Raw genomic sequence first — 19,937 nt, forward strand, 5'->3', positions numbered from 1 at the left:
CAGGCGGGGATCAGGGAGGGCACCAAAGGACCGGGGCGGCAATGTCCGCCATCATCTGACGACCACGCGTTGTTTTGATCCGAGGGAAACAAGAACATGGCTGAAGTCCAGGCTCACTCCGCTCCCGGAAATTCTGAGGGCATAAAGCAGCCCTACCATCTGGTGGACCCCAGCCCATGGCCCTTGGTCGCGGCCGTCGCGGCCGGTCTGCTGACCACCGGCGCGGTCCTGGGCATGCACGGCCACGGCTGGATCCTGGCCATCGTCGGCTTCCTGGGCGTGCTGGGCGTCATGTTCGCCTGGTGGCGCGACGTCATCGGCGAATCGGTGGTGCGCAAGCTGCACACCCCGGTGGTGAAGATCGGCCTGCGCTACGGCATGTCGCTGTTCATCGCTTCCGAGGTCATGTTCTTCGTGGCCTTCTTCTGGGCCTTCTTCGACACCAGCATCTATTTCAACGAGGCGGAGCAGATCGGCCGCGTGGCCGCCAACGGCGGCATGTGGCCGCCCAAGGGGATCGAGCCCATCAACCCCTTCGACATGCCCATCCTGATGACGGTCATCCTGCTGCTGTCGGGCACCACTTGCACCTGGGCGCACCATGAACTGATCGAGGGCCGCAACAAGCAGGCGGCCAAGGCCCTGGGCTTCACCATCCTGCTGGGCCTGCTGTTCACCTGCTTCCAGGCCTACGAGTACATCCATGCCGAATTCGGTTTCGCCCAGAACGCCTACACCTCTGCCTTCTTCATGGCGACCGGCTTCCACGGCTTCCATGTCATCGTCGGAACCATCTTCCTGATCGTCTGTTTCTTCCGCACCCGCGCGGGCCATTTCACGCCCAAGAGCCACTTCGGCTTCGAGGCGGCGGCCTGGTACTGGCATTTCGTGGACGTGGTCTGGCTGTTCCTGTTCGTCAGCATCTACTGGTGGGGTTCCACGCCGCGCGGCGTGATCCCGCATTGATCCTGGGCCAGCCCGTTTCGTTCCCTGAGGGGCCATCCCCCTGAGGGGCCGTTCCCTGACGGAAAAAGACGCCTTGGAACCTGATGCCTCCCCTGTCGCCCCGATCCTGGCGGGCTTGCGCTGCAAGTGCCCCCGCTGCGGTCGGGGTGATCTGTTCGTGGGCTTCCTGACGGTGGCGGAACGCTGCGCCGTCTGTGGCCTGGACCTCGCGCGGGGCGACAGCGGCGACGGTCCCGCCGTCTTCCTCATCTTCATCCTGGGCTTCATCATCGTGCCAGTGGCGCTGATGGTATCCATGCGGGTGGACTGGCCCCTGTGGCTGACCGGCCTGGTCTGGGGCGTGGTCATCCTCGGCGGCACGCTGGGCCTGCTGCGCCCGGCCAAGGGCGTGGTGTTCGCCCTGCAGTACCGCTACCGCCCAGCCGAATTCGAAGCCCCCGACCATAATGATAGGGATCCTGGCGCATGACTTCCTCCACCGCCACCCCGCCGGGCACCGTAGCGCCCGGCGGCCCCGTGAGGGGCCGACGGCGGTTTCGCCCCACCTTCTGGGGCGGCCTGGTGACGGGTGCCGCCGTCGTCTTCATGATGGGCCTGGGCACCTGGCAGGTGCAGCGCCTGTTCTGGAAGCAGGGCATCCTGGACCATATCCAGCAGCAGATGGCGGCGGCCCCCACCGACCTGCCGGCCCGGATCGACGACCCCAAAGCCTGGGACTATCGCCGCGTGCGGGTCACGGGCCACTTCCTGAATGATCATGAGCTCTACCTGGGCGCCCGCTCGCTGAAGGGCGCCCCCGGCTATGACGTGGTCACCCCCTTCGTGCGGGCCGATGGCGGCGGCGTGGTGCTGGTCGATCGCGGCTGGGTCCCCACCCAGGGCAAGGACCCGTCCCGGCGGCCGGAAGGCCAGCTGGAGGGTGAGGTGACGGTGGACGGCGTCGCCCGCGTGCCGCCGCCGCGCGGATGGATGCAGCCGGACAACCTGGTGAACGACAATTTCTGGCTGTGGTATGACCTGCCGGCCATGGCGGCCAAGGCCGGGACGGACCTGCCGGCCCCGGTGGTGGTGGAGGCCGGCGGCGCCCCCAACCCCGGCGGCTTCCCCGTGGGCGGCCAGACCCGCGTCACCGTCCCGAATGACCACCTGCAATACGCCCTGACCTGGTACTGCCTGGCCGTGGCCCTGGCCGTCATCGCCTACCTGCGCTTCAGCCGGGTGGAGGCCGACCCCGACGCCTGACGACCTCAGGGCCCTGCGCACCCATGGCCCGCGACTGCGGGCGCCGGACCTTTTCGGGGAGCGTCAGCGGACTGAAAAGGGATCACAAGCCAAGGGCGCGGATGCGCCCGCCCGGCGTCTGGGAAAACTCAAGACGCCGCGATGCGCGCCGCCTTGGCCGCCCGTGTCTCCAGCGCCGCGCCCACCGGGGCGGCGGCGGCCGTGGCGGGGCGCAGACCCAGATGGGTGATGCGGAAGCCGCTGCCGTGGGGGAAGCGCCGTTCCACGCGGCCCCGGGCGCCGGTCTCGTCGGCGGCCCATAGCAGGAAACGGCGGCGCGGCCACGGCACGCTGACGGGCGCGGCGTTGTCGGCCAACGTGCCGCCCGCTTCCACCGTGGCGATCCACGCGGCGTCGGTCGGATTGCGCCGTTCCTCCAGGACAAAGATGCGATTCTCCGGCCGGGATATCCGCTTGATTTCCTGTTCCAGACGCTTGGACTCGTCCTCCAGCGTCTCCAGCGTCAGCATGATGTGACGGCGCTGCTGCTTCATGCCGTAGGTGGCGCGGCCCAGGCGGCGGATGCGGTCCCCCTGCTCGCGTCGGCGGATCACCGCCTGGCGGCGCCGGGTCTTGGCCTCGCTGACGCGGTTCCAGGCGCGTTCCCCCGTCAAGGCCACGGCCACCACCATCGCCAGCAGGGATAGCATCAGGGTGATCATGCCACGTTCTCCTGTCCGCGCTTGGCGTCGCCGCCGGCTTTGGCGGCGCCGCTGTTGGCCAGCTGGATGCTCAGCAGGACATAACCCAGGGGGGCGGGGAAATAGCGCAGCAGGTCGCGCCGGGCGTCGGCCAGGTTCTCCGACCACACCTCTATCATCTGCGGGCCGGCCCAGTCGGGGTCCAGGCCCACGATGGTCTTGGCGTCCGTCTGGGCCTGCTGCACCAGGCGGTTGACCATCCAGGCGACGAAGCGGTTCAGCCCGGCATCCTCCCGTCCCACCACGCGCACGGGGGCCTGGGCGCTGCGCCGGGCGTCCTCCAGTTCCTTGTCCAAGGCATAGCGGCGGCGTCTCGCCTCGCCCAGGGCGGCCTGCAGCGCGGCCAACTCCGTGCGCAGGTCGGCCTCGCGCGACTCCAGCCGGTTCTCTATCTGGGCGCCCAGGGGCAGGCGGCTGGCGGCCTGGCGCAGATCCGCCTGGCGCTCAACCGCCGCCTCACCCAGCTTGCCCAGGATGAGGACGAACAGACCCGCCACCACCGCCAGGGCGCCGGCCAGCATGATCGCGTGCAGAAGCCCCATGTTTTCCGCAAACGTCCCATCTGATGCCCCCCTTTGCCACCGGGATCGACGCATCGATCCGGTCCTGCCGTGTCGGGGGATGCTGCTATTGAAGGGTGGGGCATATCCCCACCATGGCCCCTATTGCACCGCAACCGGAGAGACTTTCCAAGTGTCATTTCCATGCATTTTAGATGTCTGTGGCGGAGAGGCAGGCGCCTTGACGGCGGCCGGGGTGCGCTGGGCCCATCCCCCATGCGAATCACCCATGTTCCCTTGAGGGTTCGGCCCACTTGCGGGACCTCGCGGCCACTGGCTACTGTAGGGGTTCGGGTACAGTCGAGGGATGCCTAGAGTGGATTATATCAGCACGCGTGGCCGGGCGCCGGTCTTGGGCTTTGAGGACGCGCTTCTGGCGGGCTTGGCCCGGGATGGCGGCCTGTACGTGCCTGCCGCCTGGCCGTCCTTCGGCGCCGCCGACCTGCGCGCGCTGCGGGGCTTGAGCTATGGTGAACTGGCCACGCGCGTCATGGCCCCCTTCATGGCCGGCGCCATCCTCGAGGATGATCTGCGCGGCCTGGTCCATGACGCCTACGCCGGCTTCGCCCACACGGCCGTCACCCCCCTGGTTCAGCTGGGCCAGGAGGAATGGGTGCTGGAGTTGTTCCACGGCCCCACCCTGGCCTTCAAGGATGTGGCGCTGCAACTGCTGGGCCGCCTGTTCGACCATGTGCTGGCCAAGCGCGGCCGCCGCATCACCGTGGTGGGCGCCACCTCCGGTGACACCGGTTCCGCCGCCATCGAGGCCTGCCGCGACCGGGAGCTGGTGGACATTGTCATCCTGCACCCCAAGGGCCGCACGTCGGAGGTGCAGCGCCGGCAGATGACCACCGTGCTGTCGCCCAACGTGCACAACGTGGCGCTGGAGGGCACGTTCGACGACTGCCAGGCCATCGTGAAAGCGTTGTTCAACGACCAGGCCTACCGGGATGAGCTGAACATATCCGCCGTGAACTCCATCAACTGGGCCCGCATCCTGGCCCAGGTGGTGTATTACGTGGCGGCCGGCGTGGCCCTGGGCGCGCCGGACCGGCCGGTGGCGTTCTCCGTCCCCACCGGCAACTTCGGCAACGTCTACGCCGCGTATGGCGCGCGCGCTTCCGGCCTGCCCATCCAGCGCCTGGTGGTGGGCACCAACAGCAACGACATCCTGACCCGCTTCTTCCATTCCGGCACCATGGCCACCAACGGCGTGGTCCCCACCATCAGCCCCAGCATGGACATCCAGGTGTCCAGCAACTTCGAACGCCTGCTGTTCGACCTGCTGGGCCGCGATGGCGCCACCGTCACCCATATGATGGACGGCTTCGGCGCCAGCGGCCGCTTCACGGTGGATGAGCGTCAGCTGTCCCAGGCACGGGGCCTGTTCGATGGCTTCCGCGCCGATGAGGCTGAGACGGCGGAGACCATGCGCCGGGTGTTCGAAACCACGGGCTATCTGCTGGATCCGCACACGGCGGTGGGCGTGCACGCGGCACGGCAGGCGCGCGCCGCCGGCACCGTGCCGGCCGACGTGCCGCTGGTGTCGCTGGCCTGCGCCCATCCGGCCAAGTTCCCCGATGCTGTCAAGGCGGCCACCGGCGTGCATCCGCCGCTGCCCCGCCACCTGGCCGACCTGTATGAGCGGGAGGAACGGGTGACCGTGCTGCCCAACGATGTCGAGGCGGTGAAGGCCTTCGTCCGTTCCAGGTCCCGGGTCACGGGGGCCGCCCAATGAGCGACGGCGGCGGTATCCAGGTCACCACGCTGGACAACGGCCTGCGCGTCGTCACCGACACCATGGCCGGCGTCGAAACGGTGTCCCTGGGCGTGTGGGTCGGTGTCGGCACCCGGGATGAGGCGCCCGAGGTCAACGGCGTCGCCCACTTGGTGGAACACATGCTGTTCAAGGGCACGCCCAAGCGCGACGCCTATCAGATCAGCAGCCAGATCGAGGATGTGGGCGGCCACCTGAACGCCTACACCACGCGCGAGCACACGGCCTATTACGGCAAGGTGCTGAAGGAGGACGCGGGCCTGGCGCTGGACATCGTGTCCGACATGGTGCAGCACGCCAGCCTGGACGCTGATGAGCTGGCCAAGGAACGCACCGTCGTTCTGCAGGAGATCGGCCAGGCCGAGGACACGCCCGACGACATCATCTTCGACCATTTCCAGGCCACGGCCTTTCCGGGCCAGGCCCTGGGCCGGCCGGTGCTGGGCCTGCCGGAGATCGTGGAAAGCCTGTCCCGCGACCAGCTGGCGGCCTATGTCCAGGGGCACTACGCGGGCCCCAGCATGGTGGTCGCCGCGTCGGGCCGTATCGAGCACGCCCGCATGGTGGAGATGGCCACCGAGATGTTCGGCGACCTGCCGCCGCACCAGGCCTGGACGCAGGAAGCCGCCACCTACCGCGGCGGCGATTTCCGCGACGAGCGCGACCTGGAACAGACCCACGTCGTGTTGGGGTTCGAGGCGGTGGGCGTCCATCACGAGGACAACTACGCCACCCAGGTGCTATCCACCCTGCTGGGCGGGGGCATGTCCTCCCGCCTGTTCCAGGAGGTGCGGGAGAAGCGCGGGCTGGTCTACAGCATCTACAGCTTCGCCAGCCATTTCGCGGAGACGGGCCTGTTCGGCATCTATGCCGGCACGGGGCCGGAACAGGTGGCGGAACTGGTACCCGTGGTCTGCGGCGAGGTGATGAACCTGGTCGGCACCGTGCGCGAGGAAGAGGTGGCGCGCGCCCGCGCCCAGCTGAAGTCCAGCCTGGTCATGGCGCTGGAAAGCAGCATGGCGCGGTGCGAGCAGGTGGGCCAGCAGATGCTGATCCACGGCCGGCCCGTGCCTACGGCGGAAATGCTGGCCCGTGTGGACGCGGTCGACGTGGATGCTGTGGAACGCTGCGCCCGGCGGCTGCTGGACAGCGTGCCGGTGGTCACGGCCCTGGGGCCGCTGGCCGGTTTGGAATCGTATGACCGTATCCGGGCCCGGCTGGGCCATTGAGGGACGGCGACGATGGGGGAGGGAGGGGCTTTAGGGCGGTGATACGGCTGCTGCATGCCGATATCCTCAGCACGCCTGCCATCCGCCTGGATGGGCAGCAGGTCTACCTGCGCCCGGCCCAGGTCAAGGATTGGCGGGAATGGGCGGATTTACGCGAACGCAGCCGGGATTTCCTGGCCCCATGGGAGCCCACGTGGCCGGCCGACGCCCTGCTGCGCCCATCCTTCCTGCGCCGCGTGCGGCGCCAGGCGGCGGAATGGCGCAATGACGAGGCCTACAGCTTCCTGATCTTCGAGCGATCCAGCGACCGGCTGGTGGGCGGCATCGGCCTGTCCAACATCCGCCGGGGTGTGGCCCAGATGGGCACCATGGGCTATTGGGTGGGCAAGCCCTTTGCCCGCCGCGGCTATACCAGCGAGGCCGCGATCGTCTCCCTTGGCTTCGCCTTCGGCCAACTGGGGCTGCACCGGGTGGAAGCCGCCTGCCTGCCCACCAATCAGCCCAGCCAGGGCCTGCTGGAAAAGGTGGGCTTCGTGCGCGAGGGCTACGCCCGTGGCTATCTGCGCATTGATGGCCGCTGGGCCGACCATGTGCTCTTCGGCATCCTGCGCGACGACTGGCGCGGCTGAGCGCCTCTCAAAAGCCCAAGGTTTGAGAAATTTCGTGGTGGCGGTGGCCGTTCATGCCTTGCCGCTGCTCCTCGGCCAGCTGTGAGCGGTCTTGTTCGGTTACGCGCAGCCAGGGGCGGCTTGTCGCGCCGCTGAAATAGAGCAGCAGCGGATGGCCAAGGGGCGCGTCATAGGCCTTGATGACGTTCGCCAGTCGGGCTGGCCGCGGCGGCTCGGCCGCGCCATCCTTGTCGTACAGCGCGAGGTAGCGCTCGAAAGTCTCCGCCTCCACCTCCGCCCAGACACCCCAGCCAAAGAACTCATTCCGCTCTTCAGTAAGGGGAATGGGAAGGACGCCGCGGATGAAGTGCCGGTTGCCATACTGACAAAGGTCGCTGGTGAAGCGCGCCTCGATGGCCCGTGTTTCGGCCGGAATGGCCCAAACCTCGTCGGGTAGTTGCCAACCCCAGTCCTTGGCCAGGCCGTCGTGGCTTTCGCCGCAAAACGCGCAGGTGAACGATGGCGCCACGGGCAAGCTCCTGAATTCTGGCACCGCCAGCCTACACGAGGGTCATTACAAAGACGAACGGCCCGGCGAGTTTCCCCGCCGGGCCGACGTTGTTTGCGCTGAGGTGAAGCTTACCAGCTGAGGCGGAAGCCGGCGGTGAAGACGTGGTCGGTCTCATGCCGGCGGAGCGTGCCGTCGTAGTTGGCGTAGAGGTTGAGGTTGTCGCCTTCCTGCAGGGTCAGGCCGCCACCGATGCCCAGCGCGTTGGCGCCGGTGTCGGGGCCGGTCACGGCGAAGGTGGTGCCCGCCAGGGCGGCCTGGCTGGTCAGGGCCCGGTCGCGGAAGTCGTGCAGCCAGGCCGCCCGGACGCTGGGCGTGATCACCGTGCCGCCGTCCGTCTTCCAGCTGGCCGCCGCCCGGCCGCCCACGCTGCTCTGCAGGGCGGTGGCGTCCAGGTCCTGCAGCACCAGGTCCAGGGCGCCGGCCCCCGTCTCGGTGAAGCCGTCGCGGCCGACCCGCAGCCACTGGATGCCCGCCTGCGGCTCCAGCGTCAGGTTGGAGACCCGCACGCGGTAGCCGGCCGTGACGCCCGCGCTCAGCTCGTCACCCGTGGTGTGACCGAAGGCCGTGCGGCTGAGGCCGCCGAAGCCCAGGGTCCGCGCCGTGTCGTACTGGTCATAGGTGTAGCCGGCGTTGCCGGTGACGAAGAGACCATCGCCTAAGTCGACGTTGCCGTAGGCCGACAGGCCATAGCTGCTGGTCTCGTTGGCCCCGCCGGAGGTGCTTTGCAGCAGCACGCCGGCCAGGCCCAGGGTCACCCCCGGCGCCACCGCCCGGTCGCCGCCGAACAGGCCGCCGCCGGTGTTGCTGTGCCCGCCCGCGGCGTTGCCGTCGCTGTCGACGCGGGTGAACGCCCCCAGGCCCTGCGCCCAGAAGTGCCAGCCGTCCTCCTCCGCCGAGCCGGCGGCCATGCCGCGCTCCCCTTCCACCGGGGTGTCGCCGCTGGCGACACTGGTGTAGAGGGTGCGGCCCACCAGCTGGGCCTGCATCGTGCCCTGCATGCCGCCGGTCACGCCGTCGCGCACCGCGGCCAGCCGCTGGCCCAGCACCTGTGTGGCCGCCAAGCCCCGGGTCAGGCTGTATGAGACGATGTTGGCGTGGGCGCTGCCGCCCATTTGCGCCAGGGCGTCCAGGGACGCCCCCATCGTCGGCAGGCTGTACAGGGCCCGCAGCACGGTGGTGAGGTCGCTGCTGGCCGGGGCGGTCAACCCCGCCACCACGCGGCCCATGGTCTGCTGGTTGGCGCTGGCGCCGGCCAGGCTGGTGTAGGTGGGGGTGACGAACAGGTCGACGGCGTTGCTGGAATACAGCGCCGTGAACTGGCTGCCCGTGGCCAGGCCCGAGGCCGGCTGGGTGACGCCGGCGAAGGTGCCCTGCACCCCGCCGGCCGCCTGCACGACGGTGAAGTCCGTGCCCAGGCCGGGGGTGTAGGTGTTGCTGGCGTTGCCGGTGATGCCGCGCAGCTTAGGCTGCAGCACGGCGCCGGACCCGATGACGTAGCTGCCGCCCGTCACCAGGACGCGGGAGTAGTTGCCGGCCCCCGACCCGGTGCCCGTGCCGTCGATGTCGATGGACAGAACCGACTTGGCGCCTTGCGTCAGGCCGTTGGTGAAGGTCAGCGTGCCCGGGGAGTTGCCGGGCGCCAGGACGCCGGAAACGGTCGCCTGGCCATTGACCACGCCGGAACCGCGCAAGGTGCCGCCGGCGCCGACGGTGACGGTGCCCGACGCCTGGCCGTTGACCGCCACCACGCCGCCGTTGATGGCCAGGGGCGCCGTGACCGTGCCACCCAGGTATAGGCTGCCGCCTATCACCTGCACCGCCGTGGCGCCGGCGATGGTGGACCCGGTCGTCTGCACCAGGGTGCCGCCGCTGATGGTACCCAGCGTCGCGCTGCCGCCGGTCAGGCTGATGGTGCCGCCGCTGACCGAGCCCACGGTGGGGGTGCCGCCGGTGACGGACAGGCTGCCGCCCGTCATCTGGTCCAGCGTGCCGTTGCCGCCAGCGATGGTGGCGGTGGAGCCCGCGGTCAACTGGCTGTTGCCAACGCTGACGATCAGGTCTGTCAGCCCCCCCACCACCGTGCTGGTTACGGTGGTCGAGGTGTAGCCCGGCGCCAGCGCGGTCACGCTGGCGTAGCTGGAGGTGGCGTCGCCCGCCGCCACGATGGTGTAGCTGGTGCCGCTGGTCAGGCCGTAGGCGTATTGCGAGGTCAGAACCACGGTGGCGCCGCTGATGCTGGCGCTGCCGCTGACCTGAAGACCGCCCACGGTGCCGCCGGTCACCAGGGCGGCCAGCGTGCCACCCGTCTGGGCATAGTTGCCGGTGACGGTGGTGGGGGCCGTCAGCGCCAGGGTGCCGCCGTTTTCCACCAGGGTATGGCCGGCGATGCTGACACTGTCGTTCAGTACCAGGTTGCCGGCCAGAGTAACGTCGGCGGCGCTGGACAAGGTGCCACGGGCGCCGTTGGCGCCCGTCAATGTACCAACCACCGTGCCGGCGCCACCGGTGATGGTCAGGTCGGAAGCGGCGGTGTGGATGATGTTGCCGGCGATGACGCCGGTGTTGATGACCGGGCCTAGCGTACCGCTGTCGCGAATGGCGGCCACGGCGCCGGTGATGGTGCCGCTGTTGGTCAGGGCACCGATGGTGCCGACGTTGATGATGCCGGTCTGGCCGCCTTGGATCACCCCGCTGTTGACCAGGGTGCCGATGACGGCGGTGGCGGCGCCATTGTCGATGCCGGCGCCGGCCGCACCCAGGATGGTGCCGCTGTTCATCAGCGTACCGATGGTGCCGCCGACGGGGCCGGTGGTGCCGACCACTGTGGTGATGGAGAAGGTGTACCCGCTCCAATAAGACTTCAGGGACGTGACGACCGTGCTCTCGGCGGAGGCGACGCCGTTAAGAATGCCGTCCTGGCCGCCGGAAATGACGCCGCTGTTGTTCAGCGCGCCGATGGTGCCGCCGCCGGTGGTCGACGTCCAGGTCGTGACCCGCCATGGATAGTCGGAGGAGTTGCTATAGCTGGATCTTTTGCCGAGGTTCGCGATACCGGCACCGATATCCCCGGTTGCAACGCCGTTGTTATTGAGCGTTGCGATCAGGCCGCTGCTTTGAATGCCATCCATACCGCCGGTCAGGGTGCCGGTATTGCTCAAAGTTCCGACACCGCCAGCGTCGGTGCCGCTGTGGGTGCCGTAAGTGGTGTATGAGCTTACGTTGGAGCTGCCAACCCGGATGGCCGCCACGCCGCCCGTCAGCAGCCCACCATTCCCTAGGATGCCAATGGTGCCGCCAACGGCAATGGCGCTGCCCGGCCCGGAAATGGTGCCAGACGGCAGGTTGAGCAACGAGTTCAGGGTTCCACCGACGGCGAGCGCCGAGGCCAGGGTCGAGGTGGCGTTGTCATTCGCGATCAAACCGCTGTTGCGCAAGGTATCGACAGTCGTGTCGAGCTCGACGGCGGCATAGGCGCCTGTGCCGATTATGGATGCGCCGACCAGATTGTCGATGAGACCGATTGTGCCGGCGACATCAGTACCTGTCGACCAGCTCATGGCATACAGGGCCGTCGCCCCCGTGATCAGGCCGCTATTGGTGATGGTCCCGACATTGACACCGCCAACGATAAGCGCCGTTCCGTAATTACCTGGCGACCCCGCACTCGTTGCACTGAGGATGCCGTTATTGATTATTTCATCGATACTGGGGGATATGGTGGTGGAGTAGTCAGAGTATTTGTAGGCCTTGAGGGCGCTGTTCGTGCCGGTGATCAGCCCGTTGTTCACCAAGGTGGACAGGGTGCCGCTTTCGACCAATACGCCCGTGGCGCCGCTGATCGTCCCGGTCGAGCCATTGATCAAGGTGTCCAAGCTGGGGTTGACCATGTAGTTACCGACCAGTTCGATGGCGGCGCCCAAGGTGCCCCGAATCTGCCCGTTGTTCTGCAGCGTGCCGATGTGGCCGTCGCCGTACAGTTCGACACCATATCCGCCTTGGATGGTGCCGGTGGAACTGTTGATCAAGGTTCCGATGATGCCCGGGAGGCTGGCGATGGAATAGGTGCCGAGATTATAAATATACGTGGAGTAACTGGTGCCCGAGACGGCGATGCCGGCGCCGTAGGTGCCGGTGGTGATCATCCCGTCATTGTTCAACTGGATGATGGTGCCGCCCGAAACCCCTACACCGGCGTAGGCGTAGGCGCCGCTGATGGTGCCGGTGGCCCCATTGTTCAGTGTGCCGACCACTCCGCTGATGGTGTTTTGCGAGTCCAGGTATCCCGCAACGGAAACACCGACACCTGCCTGCGTGGCGGCGATCAGCCCGTCATTGTTCAGCGTCCCGATGGTCGAGCCGACATAGACGACGCCACCATAATTGCCGATGATGGAGGCGCCCGCCCCGTTTGTCAGTGTATCGGTCGTCGTGGCGCCATATACGTAGCGGGAGGCGGCGGTGTCGTAGTGGGAACCATAGCTGCCGCTGACGCCATAGTAATAGTTGCCCGTGATGACGCCGCTGTTGCTGAGCGTACCCACGTTGGTTCCCGTCAGGGCGACACCGTAAAAGCCGCTGATGGTCCCGCCGGCTTCGTTCAGAAATAAATCAACCGAGGAACCGTCACGTATGGCGCTGCCATAGTAAGTGTTGCTCGAGCCGATCGACCCGGCATTGTCGATCGTTCCGATCGAGCCGGTGAGATCGACGATGCCGATGGTCCCCCCGGCAGCATTGGCCAGAAGATTAATTCTTCCCGTAATGCTTGAACTGATGGAGGTAAAAACCGTGCCGTTGATGGTTTGGGTATAGCCGCTAGCGGTTCCAAGGTTGATGCCACCGATCACGCCGGCATTGCTTATCGTTCCGACGACCGCCCCCGCCAACGACACGCCACCCGAGATCGTGGCGCCAGCCGCGTTGGCGAACCGTCCGATGGTGCTTTGCACCACTTGGTTGCCAACGGTGTAGATGGTGCCAGTATAGGAATACAGGGCAATGGTGGTCGCCCCTAGATCGATGGCACCGGTGATGATCCCCTCGTTGAGGATGCTTCCGATACTGCCGCCGGTGAGGGTCACGCTGGTCACCGTTCCGTCGGCGGCGTTGATCATCTGGCCGATGGTGTTGCTGACGACGCTGCCGGACACGATTGTGGCGGCGCCCTTGATGGCGGATCCGTAGTTGACATAGTTGGTGGCGATGACACCGCTGTTCGAAATCGTACCGATGGTGGCGTTGCTCACCAGGATGCCCGTCCAGTAGCCCTGGATGGTCGCTCCCGCGCTGTTGCTCAACAGGTCCAGCGTGGTTGCCGACCCACTGTTGCCACCCACGGCCACCGCCGGGCGGTAGGGGTAGCTGGATGTGAACAGGATGGTGCCACTGTTGGCGATGGTGCCAAGAGCACCAGCGGCGCTGACCGCAGTGTAGTAGGGGGTGCTGATCGTCCCGCTATTGTTCAACCCGCCGGAGCTAATCGTCACCGGTCCGGAGTTGCCCGTGATGGTCGTGTCGGCGTGCGCGGCGCCTTGCCAGGCTGCGGACAGCGCCAGGACGGAAGCGCCCAGCAGCAGCGTCTTGGGCAGCAAGGCTTTGGAACGGGGCAGGGCGGCGGTGAGCATGTCGGAAGGCACTCCCAGGCAAATTAATTTCGGCAAGAGGCAGCGCGGCGGGACGAGTGACGGCGAAGGCCGTTCCCGGCTGCAGGAAGGAGGGAAAGGATTTAGTCGGCAGGGGGAGGGGCGAGGCCTGACAACGCCGTCAGGTCAACAGGGGGGCGCCGCAGGTCGAAGCAAGCCGAAACGTGCATGTCTGAACGCAACCCCAACCAAATGCGCACCCATGGGCGAAGATTAGCCCATAAGGAGTATTTGTTAATCCAATTTTTGCAAATGAGTGGATTTGGCCGCCGCGCCCTCTCTTGCGGGTGGTCCACATCGGTATCGATTTACGGATGTAGCGTTCCGGCGGGCGCGGCTCTCGGCGGCGTGGCCATATGCCGCGTATGGCCCCTGGGACTCGGGTGAGCCGGGCCTCAGCCCTCTTCGCCGACCGCCATGCTGGCCAGCGACAGCAGGATGCTGACCAGGCCGCCTTCGGCCACCATCAGGGCGGCTTCCGAGGGGCTGACCCAGCGGCGCTCGCGCTGGCCTTTTTCCGGCCAGTCTTCCAGTTCCCGATCCACCTCGAACAGATAGGCGTCGACGGCGCAGGGCAGGCGCTTGCCCGAGGGCATGACCTTGAAATAGTGGAAGGTGCCCAGGGGCTTCTTGTGAATGGTGCCGATCAGGCCCGCTTCCTCGAATGCCTCGTTCGCCGCCACGCCCCGCGCCTTCAGCTTCTTCTCCGGCCAGCCCTTGGGCACCACCCAGCGCCGTGTCTCCCGCGAGGTGATCAGCATCACCTGCAACTGACCGTCGCGCACCCGGACGGGAATGGCGGCGTACTGGCGCTCGGTGGCCTCGCAGCTCATGGTCGGTGGACCGGAAACGGGTTTGGGGGCGGTGACCTGGGACAGGGGGATGGGACCTTCGCGGCTGGTTGGGAAAGAGAGGGCGCCAAAGGATGCGATGCGGTATCACGCGATAGTATACCCGCAAGCCTGTTTCGTATAATCCCCCAACGGTTGCCGAGGCGTAAATGTTTTCAGTCGCCTAAGCCAAAAATCCATCCGGGCGCCACCAGGTGGTCGGGTGTGCGCCATATGGCCTATTCTGACCGGATGGTCAAAGGGGGAATCGGGCCGTCCCAAGGGCGCCGGAGGGGCTGCACGCGACTGCGGGCGCGCTCAAGGGTTGGAGGGCGGCAGCACCTCGACCTGGGCCAGATGGCCAATGACGTGGGTGAAAAACAGTTCCCCCGCCTCCAGCCGCACGGGCACGACCGGCCCGCCCGGCAGCGGCCGCCCGATCCACAGGTCGAAGCCACGCGGCTTGCCGTCCGGCGCCGCGGTCCAGAAATTCTGGCTGCCACGGCTGGCGGGGCGGAAGCCCGCCACCGGCAGGATGGAAACGCGGCAGCCGATCGCCTCGCCCTCGAACACGGTGTAGTCCGACTTCTCGATGCGCCTGGCGGGGCGGTCTTCCATCAGCACGTCATAACGTCGCCGGCCGTCATAGACGGGCAGGCGGCTGGTGCAGGTGCCGGATTCGGCATGGCGGCTGATGGCGGCGGCCGCGCTCAGCAGGTCGACGGTGCCGGGGCGCTGGTCCGGCGGCACCGCGTTGACGTCGTCAGCCGAAGGCGGCGGCGTCTGGGTGAAGGTCACCGCCGTTTGCGTCGTGCCGTAAGGGGCGGCATAGGCCAGCGTGGCGTCCCAGGTCTTGTCGCGCAGGGTGCGCAGGCTGTGGAAATGGCGCGGGGCGACGCCATTGACGCCGCCGAATTGCCCGTCCGCCTCGGCGGTGTAGGACCACTTGATCAGGCGGGCCAGCAAATCGCCGGCTTCCGCCGCCACCGTGACGCGGTAATTGGGGCCGCTGATCTCCGTCTCCAGGGTCATGCGGCCCATCTTCAGGCCACCGACATAGACATCATAACCCAGGCGCAGGTGCTGGGGCGGGGCGTCCGCCGCGCGGGCGTCCAAGGGGGTGGAGAGAACCGCCAGGGTCAGCACGGCGGCGCGGAGGGGGGCGGGCAATGTCATGCCGCCAGGATCGGGATGGAAAGTGGCGGGGGAAAGGCGAGCGTCACACGCTCCCACCTCAGGCGTGTCCAATCCCTAGGCGTGCCCCACCCCTAGGCGTGTCCCACCTCGGCCGACAGCATGGGCAGGCTGACGCCCAGCTTGGCGATGGCGCGTTCCCACTTGGTGTCCATGTCCTCGTCGAACAGCAGGGTGGGGTCGGCCGGCACGTGCAGCCAGCCGTTGGCCTGCATCTCCTGGTCCAGCTGTCCCGCCGCCCAGCCGGCATAGCCCAAGGCCAGCAGGCACTGGCGGGGGCCGCGTCCCTCGGTGATGGCGCGCAGAATGTCCACCGTGGCGGTCAGCGCCACCTCATCCTCTACCCGCAGTGTCCCTTCGCGCTGATAGTCGGTGCTATGCAGCACGAAGCCGCGGCCCGGCTCCACCGGTCCGCCGAAATGCACACGCAGGCGATCGCCCGGATCGCCGCCGTCTATGCCCAGCTGTTCCAGCAGGCCGCCGGCGTCGATGCCGTCGAACAGGCGGTTGACCACCAGGCCCATGGCGCCATCGTCGGTATGGGCGCAGACGTAGATGACCGTGCGGGCGAAGCGCTCGTCTGGCATCGACGGCATGGCGACCAGCAGTTGCCCGGTCAGGAAACGTCGGATGGTGGTGTCCCTCATGGGCGGCGCCTTCCCTATCTCGATCACGGCCCCGCCAGGGGAGGCCGCTGGGGACCGGCCCGGCGGCCGGCGTGCTCACACTGCCTGTCCATGCCCTTGAACGTAGCATGGCTGTTCGGCCCCGTCGCCCCCAAGGGGCATCATCGAAACCTCATATTCTGGTCATATTGCGCGCCAGCGGCGGGTGACAAGGGGGTACGGCCCCGTTTCCCTTGCCCAGCCATCCCCCCCGGCCTAGAACCACCGGATATACGAAGCGCAGACACGCCCCCAAGACCGCCCCCGCCCCGTCGGGGCCATATCCCAGGGAGTTCAGACATGACCATTCAGGTTGGCGATACATTTCCCACCGTCACGGTGAAGTACCTGACCGAGGCCGGCATGCAGGAGACCAGCACCGACGCCCTGCTGAAGGGCAAGAAAGTCGTGCTCTTCTCCGTGCCCGGCGCCTTCACCCCGACCTGCTCGGCCAAGCACCTGCCGGGCTTCGTGCAGAACGCCGCGGCGCTGAAGGCCAAGGGCGTGGACGCCGTGATCTGCATGGCCGTCAACGACCCCTTCGTGATGCACGCCTGGGCCAGGGCCAACGAGGTGGGCGACACCGTGTTCATGCTGCCCGATGGCAATGGCACCCTGGCCCGGGACCTGGGCCTGGTCATGGACGGCACCGCCTACAACCTGGGCCAGCGCAGCCAGCGCTTCGCCCTGGTCATCGATGACGGCGTCGTCACCCGCGTGGATGTGGAAAAGTCCGGCGCCTTCGAAGTCTCCAGTGCCGAGGCGGTATTGAAGCACTTGTAAAGACCAGCCTCATAACGCCAAAAGGCCCGCCGGGGTTCCACAGACCCCGACGGGCCTTCTTATTGGCCGTCCCGCGCCAGCACCCTGGGGCGCCGGAACTATCTACCCCGCGCCTCCGCCAGGCCTTCGCGGGCCAGCTGGTCGGCGCGTTCGTTTTCCGGGTGGCCGGCGTGTCCGCGCACCCAGTGGAACACAACCTCGTGCCGGTCGGCCTGCGCGGACAGGCGCTGCCACAGGTCCACGTTCTTCACCGGCTTCTTGTCGGCGGTCAGCCAGCCCTTGGCCCGCCAGCCATGGATCCACTTGGTGATGCCGTCCCGCAGGTACTGGCTGTCGGTGTGCAGGTCCACCTTCACAGGGCGCTTCAGCGTCTCCAGCGCCTGGATGGCCGCCATCAGTTCCATGCGGTTGTTGGTGGTGTCGGGCTCCCCGCCCTTCAACTCGCGCTCCGTGCCGTTCCAACGCAGGATGGCGCCCCAGCCGCCGGGGCCGGGGTTGCCGCTGCAGGCGCCGTCGGTGAAGATCTCCACGCGCGGGCTGGGCTTGGCGGAGGGATCCGGGGCGGGCGTGGCGGTCATGTCAGGTCCTCCGGCGCCAGGCCGTAATCAGCCAGGCTGCGCGCCTGCTGGTGGAAGCGCAGCTTGTGCAGGTATTCCAGCGGGTCCTTGCGTTTCACCAGGGCGCCGGGGGGTGTGTTCAGCCAATCGTAGAGACGGGTCAGCAGGAAGCGCAGGGCGCTTCCTCGGGCCAGCAGGGGCAGGGCCGCCACCTCGGCGGCCGTCAACGGCCGTACCTTGGCGTAGTTGACCAGCAGCAGGCGCGATTTGGTGACGTTGAGGGCGCCGTCGGGTTCGAAGCACCAGGCGTTCAGGCAGATGGCCAGATCGTAGGCCAGCATGTCGCTGCAGGCGAAGTAGAAGTCGATCAGGCCGGACAACGCCCCGTTACGGAAGAAGACGTTATCCGGGAACAGGTCGGCGTGGATGATGCCCTGGGGCAGGCCGGGGCGGCCGTCGCGCCCGGGCCACAGGGCCGACAGCGCGGCCAGTTCGTCCGCCAGGATATCCTTCAGGCCGGGCTTCACCCCATCGGCGCCATCCGCCGTGGCCGTCACCAGGGCCTGCCAGCCCTCCAGCGACAGGCTGTTGCGGCGGGGAACGGCATAATCGGCGCCGGCCAGGTGCAGCCGCGCCAGCGCCGCGCCCAGGGCGGCGCAGTGTTCCGGCAGGATGCGGCGGGGCCACATGCCGGTGAGGAAGGTGACGATCACCGCCGGCCGGCCGGCCAGGACGCGCAGGGCCTCGCCATCGCGGGCGGCCACCGGCAGCGGGCAGGTGATGCCCCGGTCCGCCAGATGCCGCATCAGGCCCAGGAAGAAGGGCAGGTCGGCCGGGTTCACCCGCTTTTCATAGAGGGTGAGGATGTAGGGGCCTTCCGTGGTCACCAGCAGGTAGTTGGAGTTCTCCACCCCCTCGGCGATGCCCTTGCACGAGATCACCTCGCCGATCGCGTAATCGGCGATGAACGCGCGCAGTTCCTCATCGGTGACTTCGGTATAGACGGCCATGCCTGCGAGGTAGCGGGATTCCCGGCTGGGGTCAATGGTCGCGGGGCGACTGGGGACGCCTTTTCCGCCAAGGGCGGACGTGCTCAGCACCCATGTGGTCAAAATGGCGATTTAGTGGCGGAAAGCGTCACGGTGTCGCGGTGTTTCTTGTGGGGTGAAAATTTTTATTCAGCAAAAACAAAGCATTATCGCAGCGGTGGGAACTTGGCACGGCGGTTGCTTTTAAGGGGACATGGCCGACACCGCCACCGGCGACCGGCCCCCGAGACAACCGAACTTCCCGTTGTGGAGATTGAAATGACCGACCTGACCATGAGCGCCGCCGCCCGGACCTACACCGCCCACGCCGGCCACACCTCCCGGAACCTGACGGCCCTGCTCCGCCACCTGCCGCTGCTGGCCGTCACGGCCCTGCTGTCGGTCGCCATCATTAGCCTGTTCTAAGCACCGCTTGTTTGGGCACCGCCTGTTCGGGCACCGCCCCTAAGGCAGGTGCCTTCGTCCGCCACCGCTTCATCTCAAGGACGCCTGCCATGGGACTGTTTTCCCGCCTCGGCGACATCATCGATGCCAACCTGAACGCCATGTTGGACCGGGCTGAAGATCCGGAACGCCTGATCGGCCTGGTCATCCAGGAGATGGAGGACACGCTGGTCGAGGTGCGCGCCGAAGCCGTGCGCTCCATGGCCCGCCGCAAGGAGCTGGAGGCCCGCTACCGCGATGTCGAGTTCGAACTGCTGGAATGGGACCGCAAGGCCGAACTGGCGGTGACCAAGGGCCGGGAGGATCTGGCCCGGGGCGCCCTGGTGGCCAAGGCCCGGCTGGCCGAGGCCGCCGACCCCATCCGCCGCGAAATCCAGGCCATCAGCGACAGCCTGGCCAAGAGCGCCGACGACGTGGCGCGGCTGGAGGCCAAGCTGGCCGATGCCCGGGCCCGCCAGGGCAGCCTGATGGCCCGGCACCGGAGCGCCACCGCCCGCCTGCGCATGCGCAGCCAGCTGCACGACAACCGCCTGGAGGAGGCGCTGTCCCAGTACGGCAGCCTGCAGCGGGATATCGACATGCTGGAGAGCGAGGCCGAGGTGATGGAGATGGGCCGCCAGCCCCGTGGCCTGGCCGCCGAGATCGACGCCCTGGGCGACGACAAGGTGACCGCCGAGCTTGAGGCGCTGAAGGCCCGCGTCGCCGGCCGCGCCAACCCGCAAGGCTGAGACCAGTCCGTGAACGACCCGGCGCGTTGCGCGCCGAGCTTATGAACACCGGCGCGCAGGCGCCTTACCGAATAGGGGAGAGGGATTATGAGGAGCTTTCAGCGCATTTCCGCCACCATGCGTCGCAACCGTCTGACCAAGGACCCCAGCCGCGCCGTCCTGTTCGGTGTCTGCGCCGGCATCGCCCGCTACACCGGCCTGCCCGCCACCTTCATCCGCATCCTGACGGTGCTGAGCCTGTTCTTCTTCTTCGGCGCCACCGTGGTCGTCTACGCCGCCCTGGCGCTGGTGCTGGACAGCCAGTACGCCGACGGGGAAGAGTCCACGTCAGCCGCACCTCCTACCGCTACCA

Annotated in this window: 19 protein-coding genes; 10 read left to right on the top strand and 9 right to left on the bottom strand. The window is 67.5% G+C overall.

Annotated elements, in window-relative coordinates; all coding sequences use genetic code 11:
• The first annotated feature begins 96 nt into the window (after positions 1-96).
• From I55_RS31080 to I55_RS31090, 3 genes are all read left to right on the top strand, one after another.
• Complete coding sequence (locus I55_RS31080) at positions 97-966, top strand: cytochrome c oxidase subunit 3 (protein ID WP_044564607.1); 870 nt, start codon at positions 97-99, stop codon at positions 964-966.
• A 73-nt stretch (positions 967-1,039) separates the two neighbouring features.
• Positions 1,040-1,435, top strand: a complete 396-nt coding sequence (locus I55_RS31085; RefSeq protein ID WP_044564608.1) for a DUF983 domain-containing protein — start codon at positions 1,040-1,042, stop codon at positions 1,433-1,435.
• The gene (locus I55_RS31090) at positions 1,432-2,208 is read left to right on the top strand and encodes an SURF1 family protein (protein WP_044564609.1); all 777 of its coding nucleotides are present in this window, start codon (positions 1,432-1,434) and stop codon (positions 2,206-2,208) included. Before I55_RS31085 ends, I55_RS31090 begins: the two co-directional genes overlap by 4 nt.
• A 128-nt stretch (positions 2,209-2,336) precedes the next feature.
• On the opposite strand, the gene I55_RS31095 is transcribed toward I55_RS31090, so the two are convergent.
• Positions 2,337-2,909, bottom strand: coding sequence for a hypothetical protein (locus I55_RS31095; protein ID WP_044564610.1), 573 nt, complete (start codon positions 2,907-2,909; stop codon positions 2,337-2,339).
• Entirely contained in the window at positions 2,906-3,490 is a 585-nt protein-coding gene (locus I55_RS31100) for a hypothetical protein (RefSeq protein WP_044564611.1), read from the bottom strand. The genes I55_RS31095 and I55_RS31100 overlap by 4 nt, the downstream gene beginning before the upstream one ends.
• A 334-nt stretch (positions 3,491-3,824) precedes the next feature.
• On the opposite strand from I55_RS31100, the gene thrC reads away from it, so the two are divergent.
• From thrC to I55_RS31115, 3 genes are read left to right on the top strand one after another with little or no spacing between them, the layout of a single operon-like run.
• On the top strand, positions 3,825-5,246 hold the full coding sequence (gene thrC, locus I55_RS31105; RefSeq protein ID WP_044564612.1) for a threonine synthase: 1,422 nt from the start codon (positions 3,825-3,827) through the stop codon (positions 5,244-5,246).
• Positions 5,243-6,514, top strand: coding sequence for a pitrilysin family protein (locus I55_RS31110; RefSeq protein WP_044564613.1), 1,272 nt, complete (start codon positions 5,243-5,245; stop codon positions 6,512-6,514). Before thrC ends, I55_RS31110 begins: the two co-directional genes overlap by 4 nt.
• 38 nt (positions 6,515-6,552) lie before the next feature.
• The gene (locus I55_RS31115) at positions 6,553-7,143 is read left to right on the top strand and encodes a GNAT family N-acetyltransferase (protein ID WP_044564614.1); all 591 of its coding nucleotides are present in this window, start codon (positions 6,553-6,555) and stop codon (positions 7,141-7,143) included.
• 7 nt (positions 7,144-7,150) lie between these two features.
• Here the strand turns inward: I55_RS31115 and I55_RS31120 are convergent, their stop codons facing one another.
• From I55_RS31120 to I55_RS31140, 5 genes are all read right to left on the bottom strand, one after another.
• The gene (locus tag I55_RS31120; protein ID WP_044564625.1) at positions 7,151-7,651 is read right to left on the bottom strand and encodes a DUF2199 domain-containing protein; all 501 of its coding nucleotides are present in this window, start codon (positions 7,649-7,651) and stop codon (positions 7,151-7,153) included.
• Positions 7,652-7,761: 110 nt separating this feature from the next.
• Positions 7,762-13,317, bottom strand: coding sequence for an autotransporter domain-containing protein (locus I55_RS31125; protein WP_044564615.1), 5,556 nt, complete (start codon positions 13,315-13,317; stop codon positions 7,762-7,764).
• 413 nt (positions 13,318-13,730) lie between these two features.
• Positions 13,731-14,168, bottom strand: a complete 438-nt coding sequence (locus I55_RS31130; RefSeq protein WP_044564616.1) for an NUDIX hydrolase — start codon at positions 14,166-14,168, stop codon at positions 13,731-13,733.
• Positions 14,169-14,483: 315 nt separating this feature from the next.
• Positions 14,484-15,341, bottom strand: coding sequence for a DUF3108 domain-containing protein (locus I55_RS31135; protein WP_083901579.1), 858 nt, complete (start codon positions 15,339-15,341; stop codon positions 14,484-14,486).
• A 92-nt stretch (positions 15,342-15,433) separates the two neighbouring features.
• Complete coding sequence (locus I55_RS31140) at positions 15,434-16,006, bottom strand: YqgE/AlgH family protein (RefSeq protein WP_044564618.1); 573 nt, start codon at positions 16,004-16,006, stop codon at positions 15,434-15,436.
• Between the two features lie 318 nt (positions 16,007-16,324).
• Between I55_RS31140 and I55_RS31145 the strand changes: the two genes are divergently transcribed.
• Positions 16,325-16,807, top strand: coding sequence for a peroxiredoxin (locus tag I55_RS31145; RefSeq protein WP_044564620.1), 483 nt, complete (start codon positions 16,325-16,327; stop codon positions 16,805-16,807).
• Between the two features lie 98 nt (positions 16,808-16,905).
• Here I55_RS31145 and rnhA read toward each other — a convergent pair whose 3' ends face one another.
• Together rnhA and I55_RS31155 are read right to left on the bottom strand one after the other, a co-directional pair.
• Entirely contained in the window at positions 16,906-17,385 is a 480-nt protein-coding gene (gene rnhA, locus I55_RS31150; RefSeq protein ID WP_044564621.1) for a ribonuclease HI, read from the bottom strand.
• Positions 17,382-18,374, bottom strand: a complete 993-nt coding sequence (locus I55_RS31155; RefSeq protein WP_044564622.1) for a homoserine kinase — start codon at positions 18,372-18,374, stop codon at positions 17,382-17,384. The genes rnhA and I55_RS31155 overlap by 4 nt, the downstream gene beginning before the upstream one ends.
• A 297-nt stretch (positions 18,375-18,671) precedes the next feature.
• On the opposite strand from I55_RS31155, the gene I55_RS37495 reads away from it, so the two are divergent.
• The 3 genes from I55_RS37495 to I55_RS31165 all read left to right on the top strand — a co-directional run.
• Positions 18,672-18,818, top strand: a complete 147-nt coding sequence (locus I55_RS37495) for a hypothetical protein (protein WP_159107311.1) — start codon at positions 18,672-18,674, stop codon at positions 18,816-18,818.
• Positions 18,819-18,907: 89 nt separating this feature from the next.
• The gene (gene pspA / locus I55_RS31160) at positions 18,908-19,585 is read left to right on the top strand and encodes a phage shock protein PspA (RefSeq protein WP_044564623.1); all 678 of its coding nucleotides are present in this window, start codon (positions 18,908-18,910) and stop codon (positions 19,583-19,585) included.
• Positions 19,586-19,672: 87 nt separating this feature from the next.
• On the top strand, positions 19,673-19,937 hold a 265-nt coding region (locus I55_RS31165), incomplete at its 3' end, for a PspC domain-containing protein (protein ID WP_148294071.1).

Source organism: Azospirillum sp. B4 (assembly GCF_000333275.1).
GTDB lineage: Bacteria > Pseudomonadota > Alphaproteobacteria > Azospirillales > Azospirillaceae > Nitrospirillum.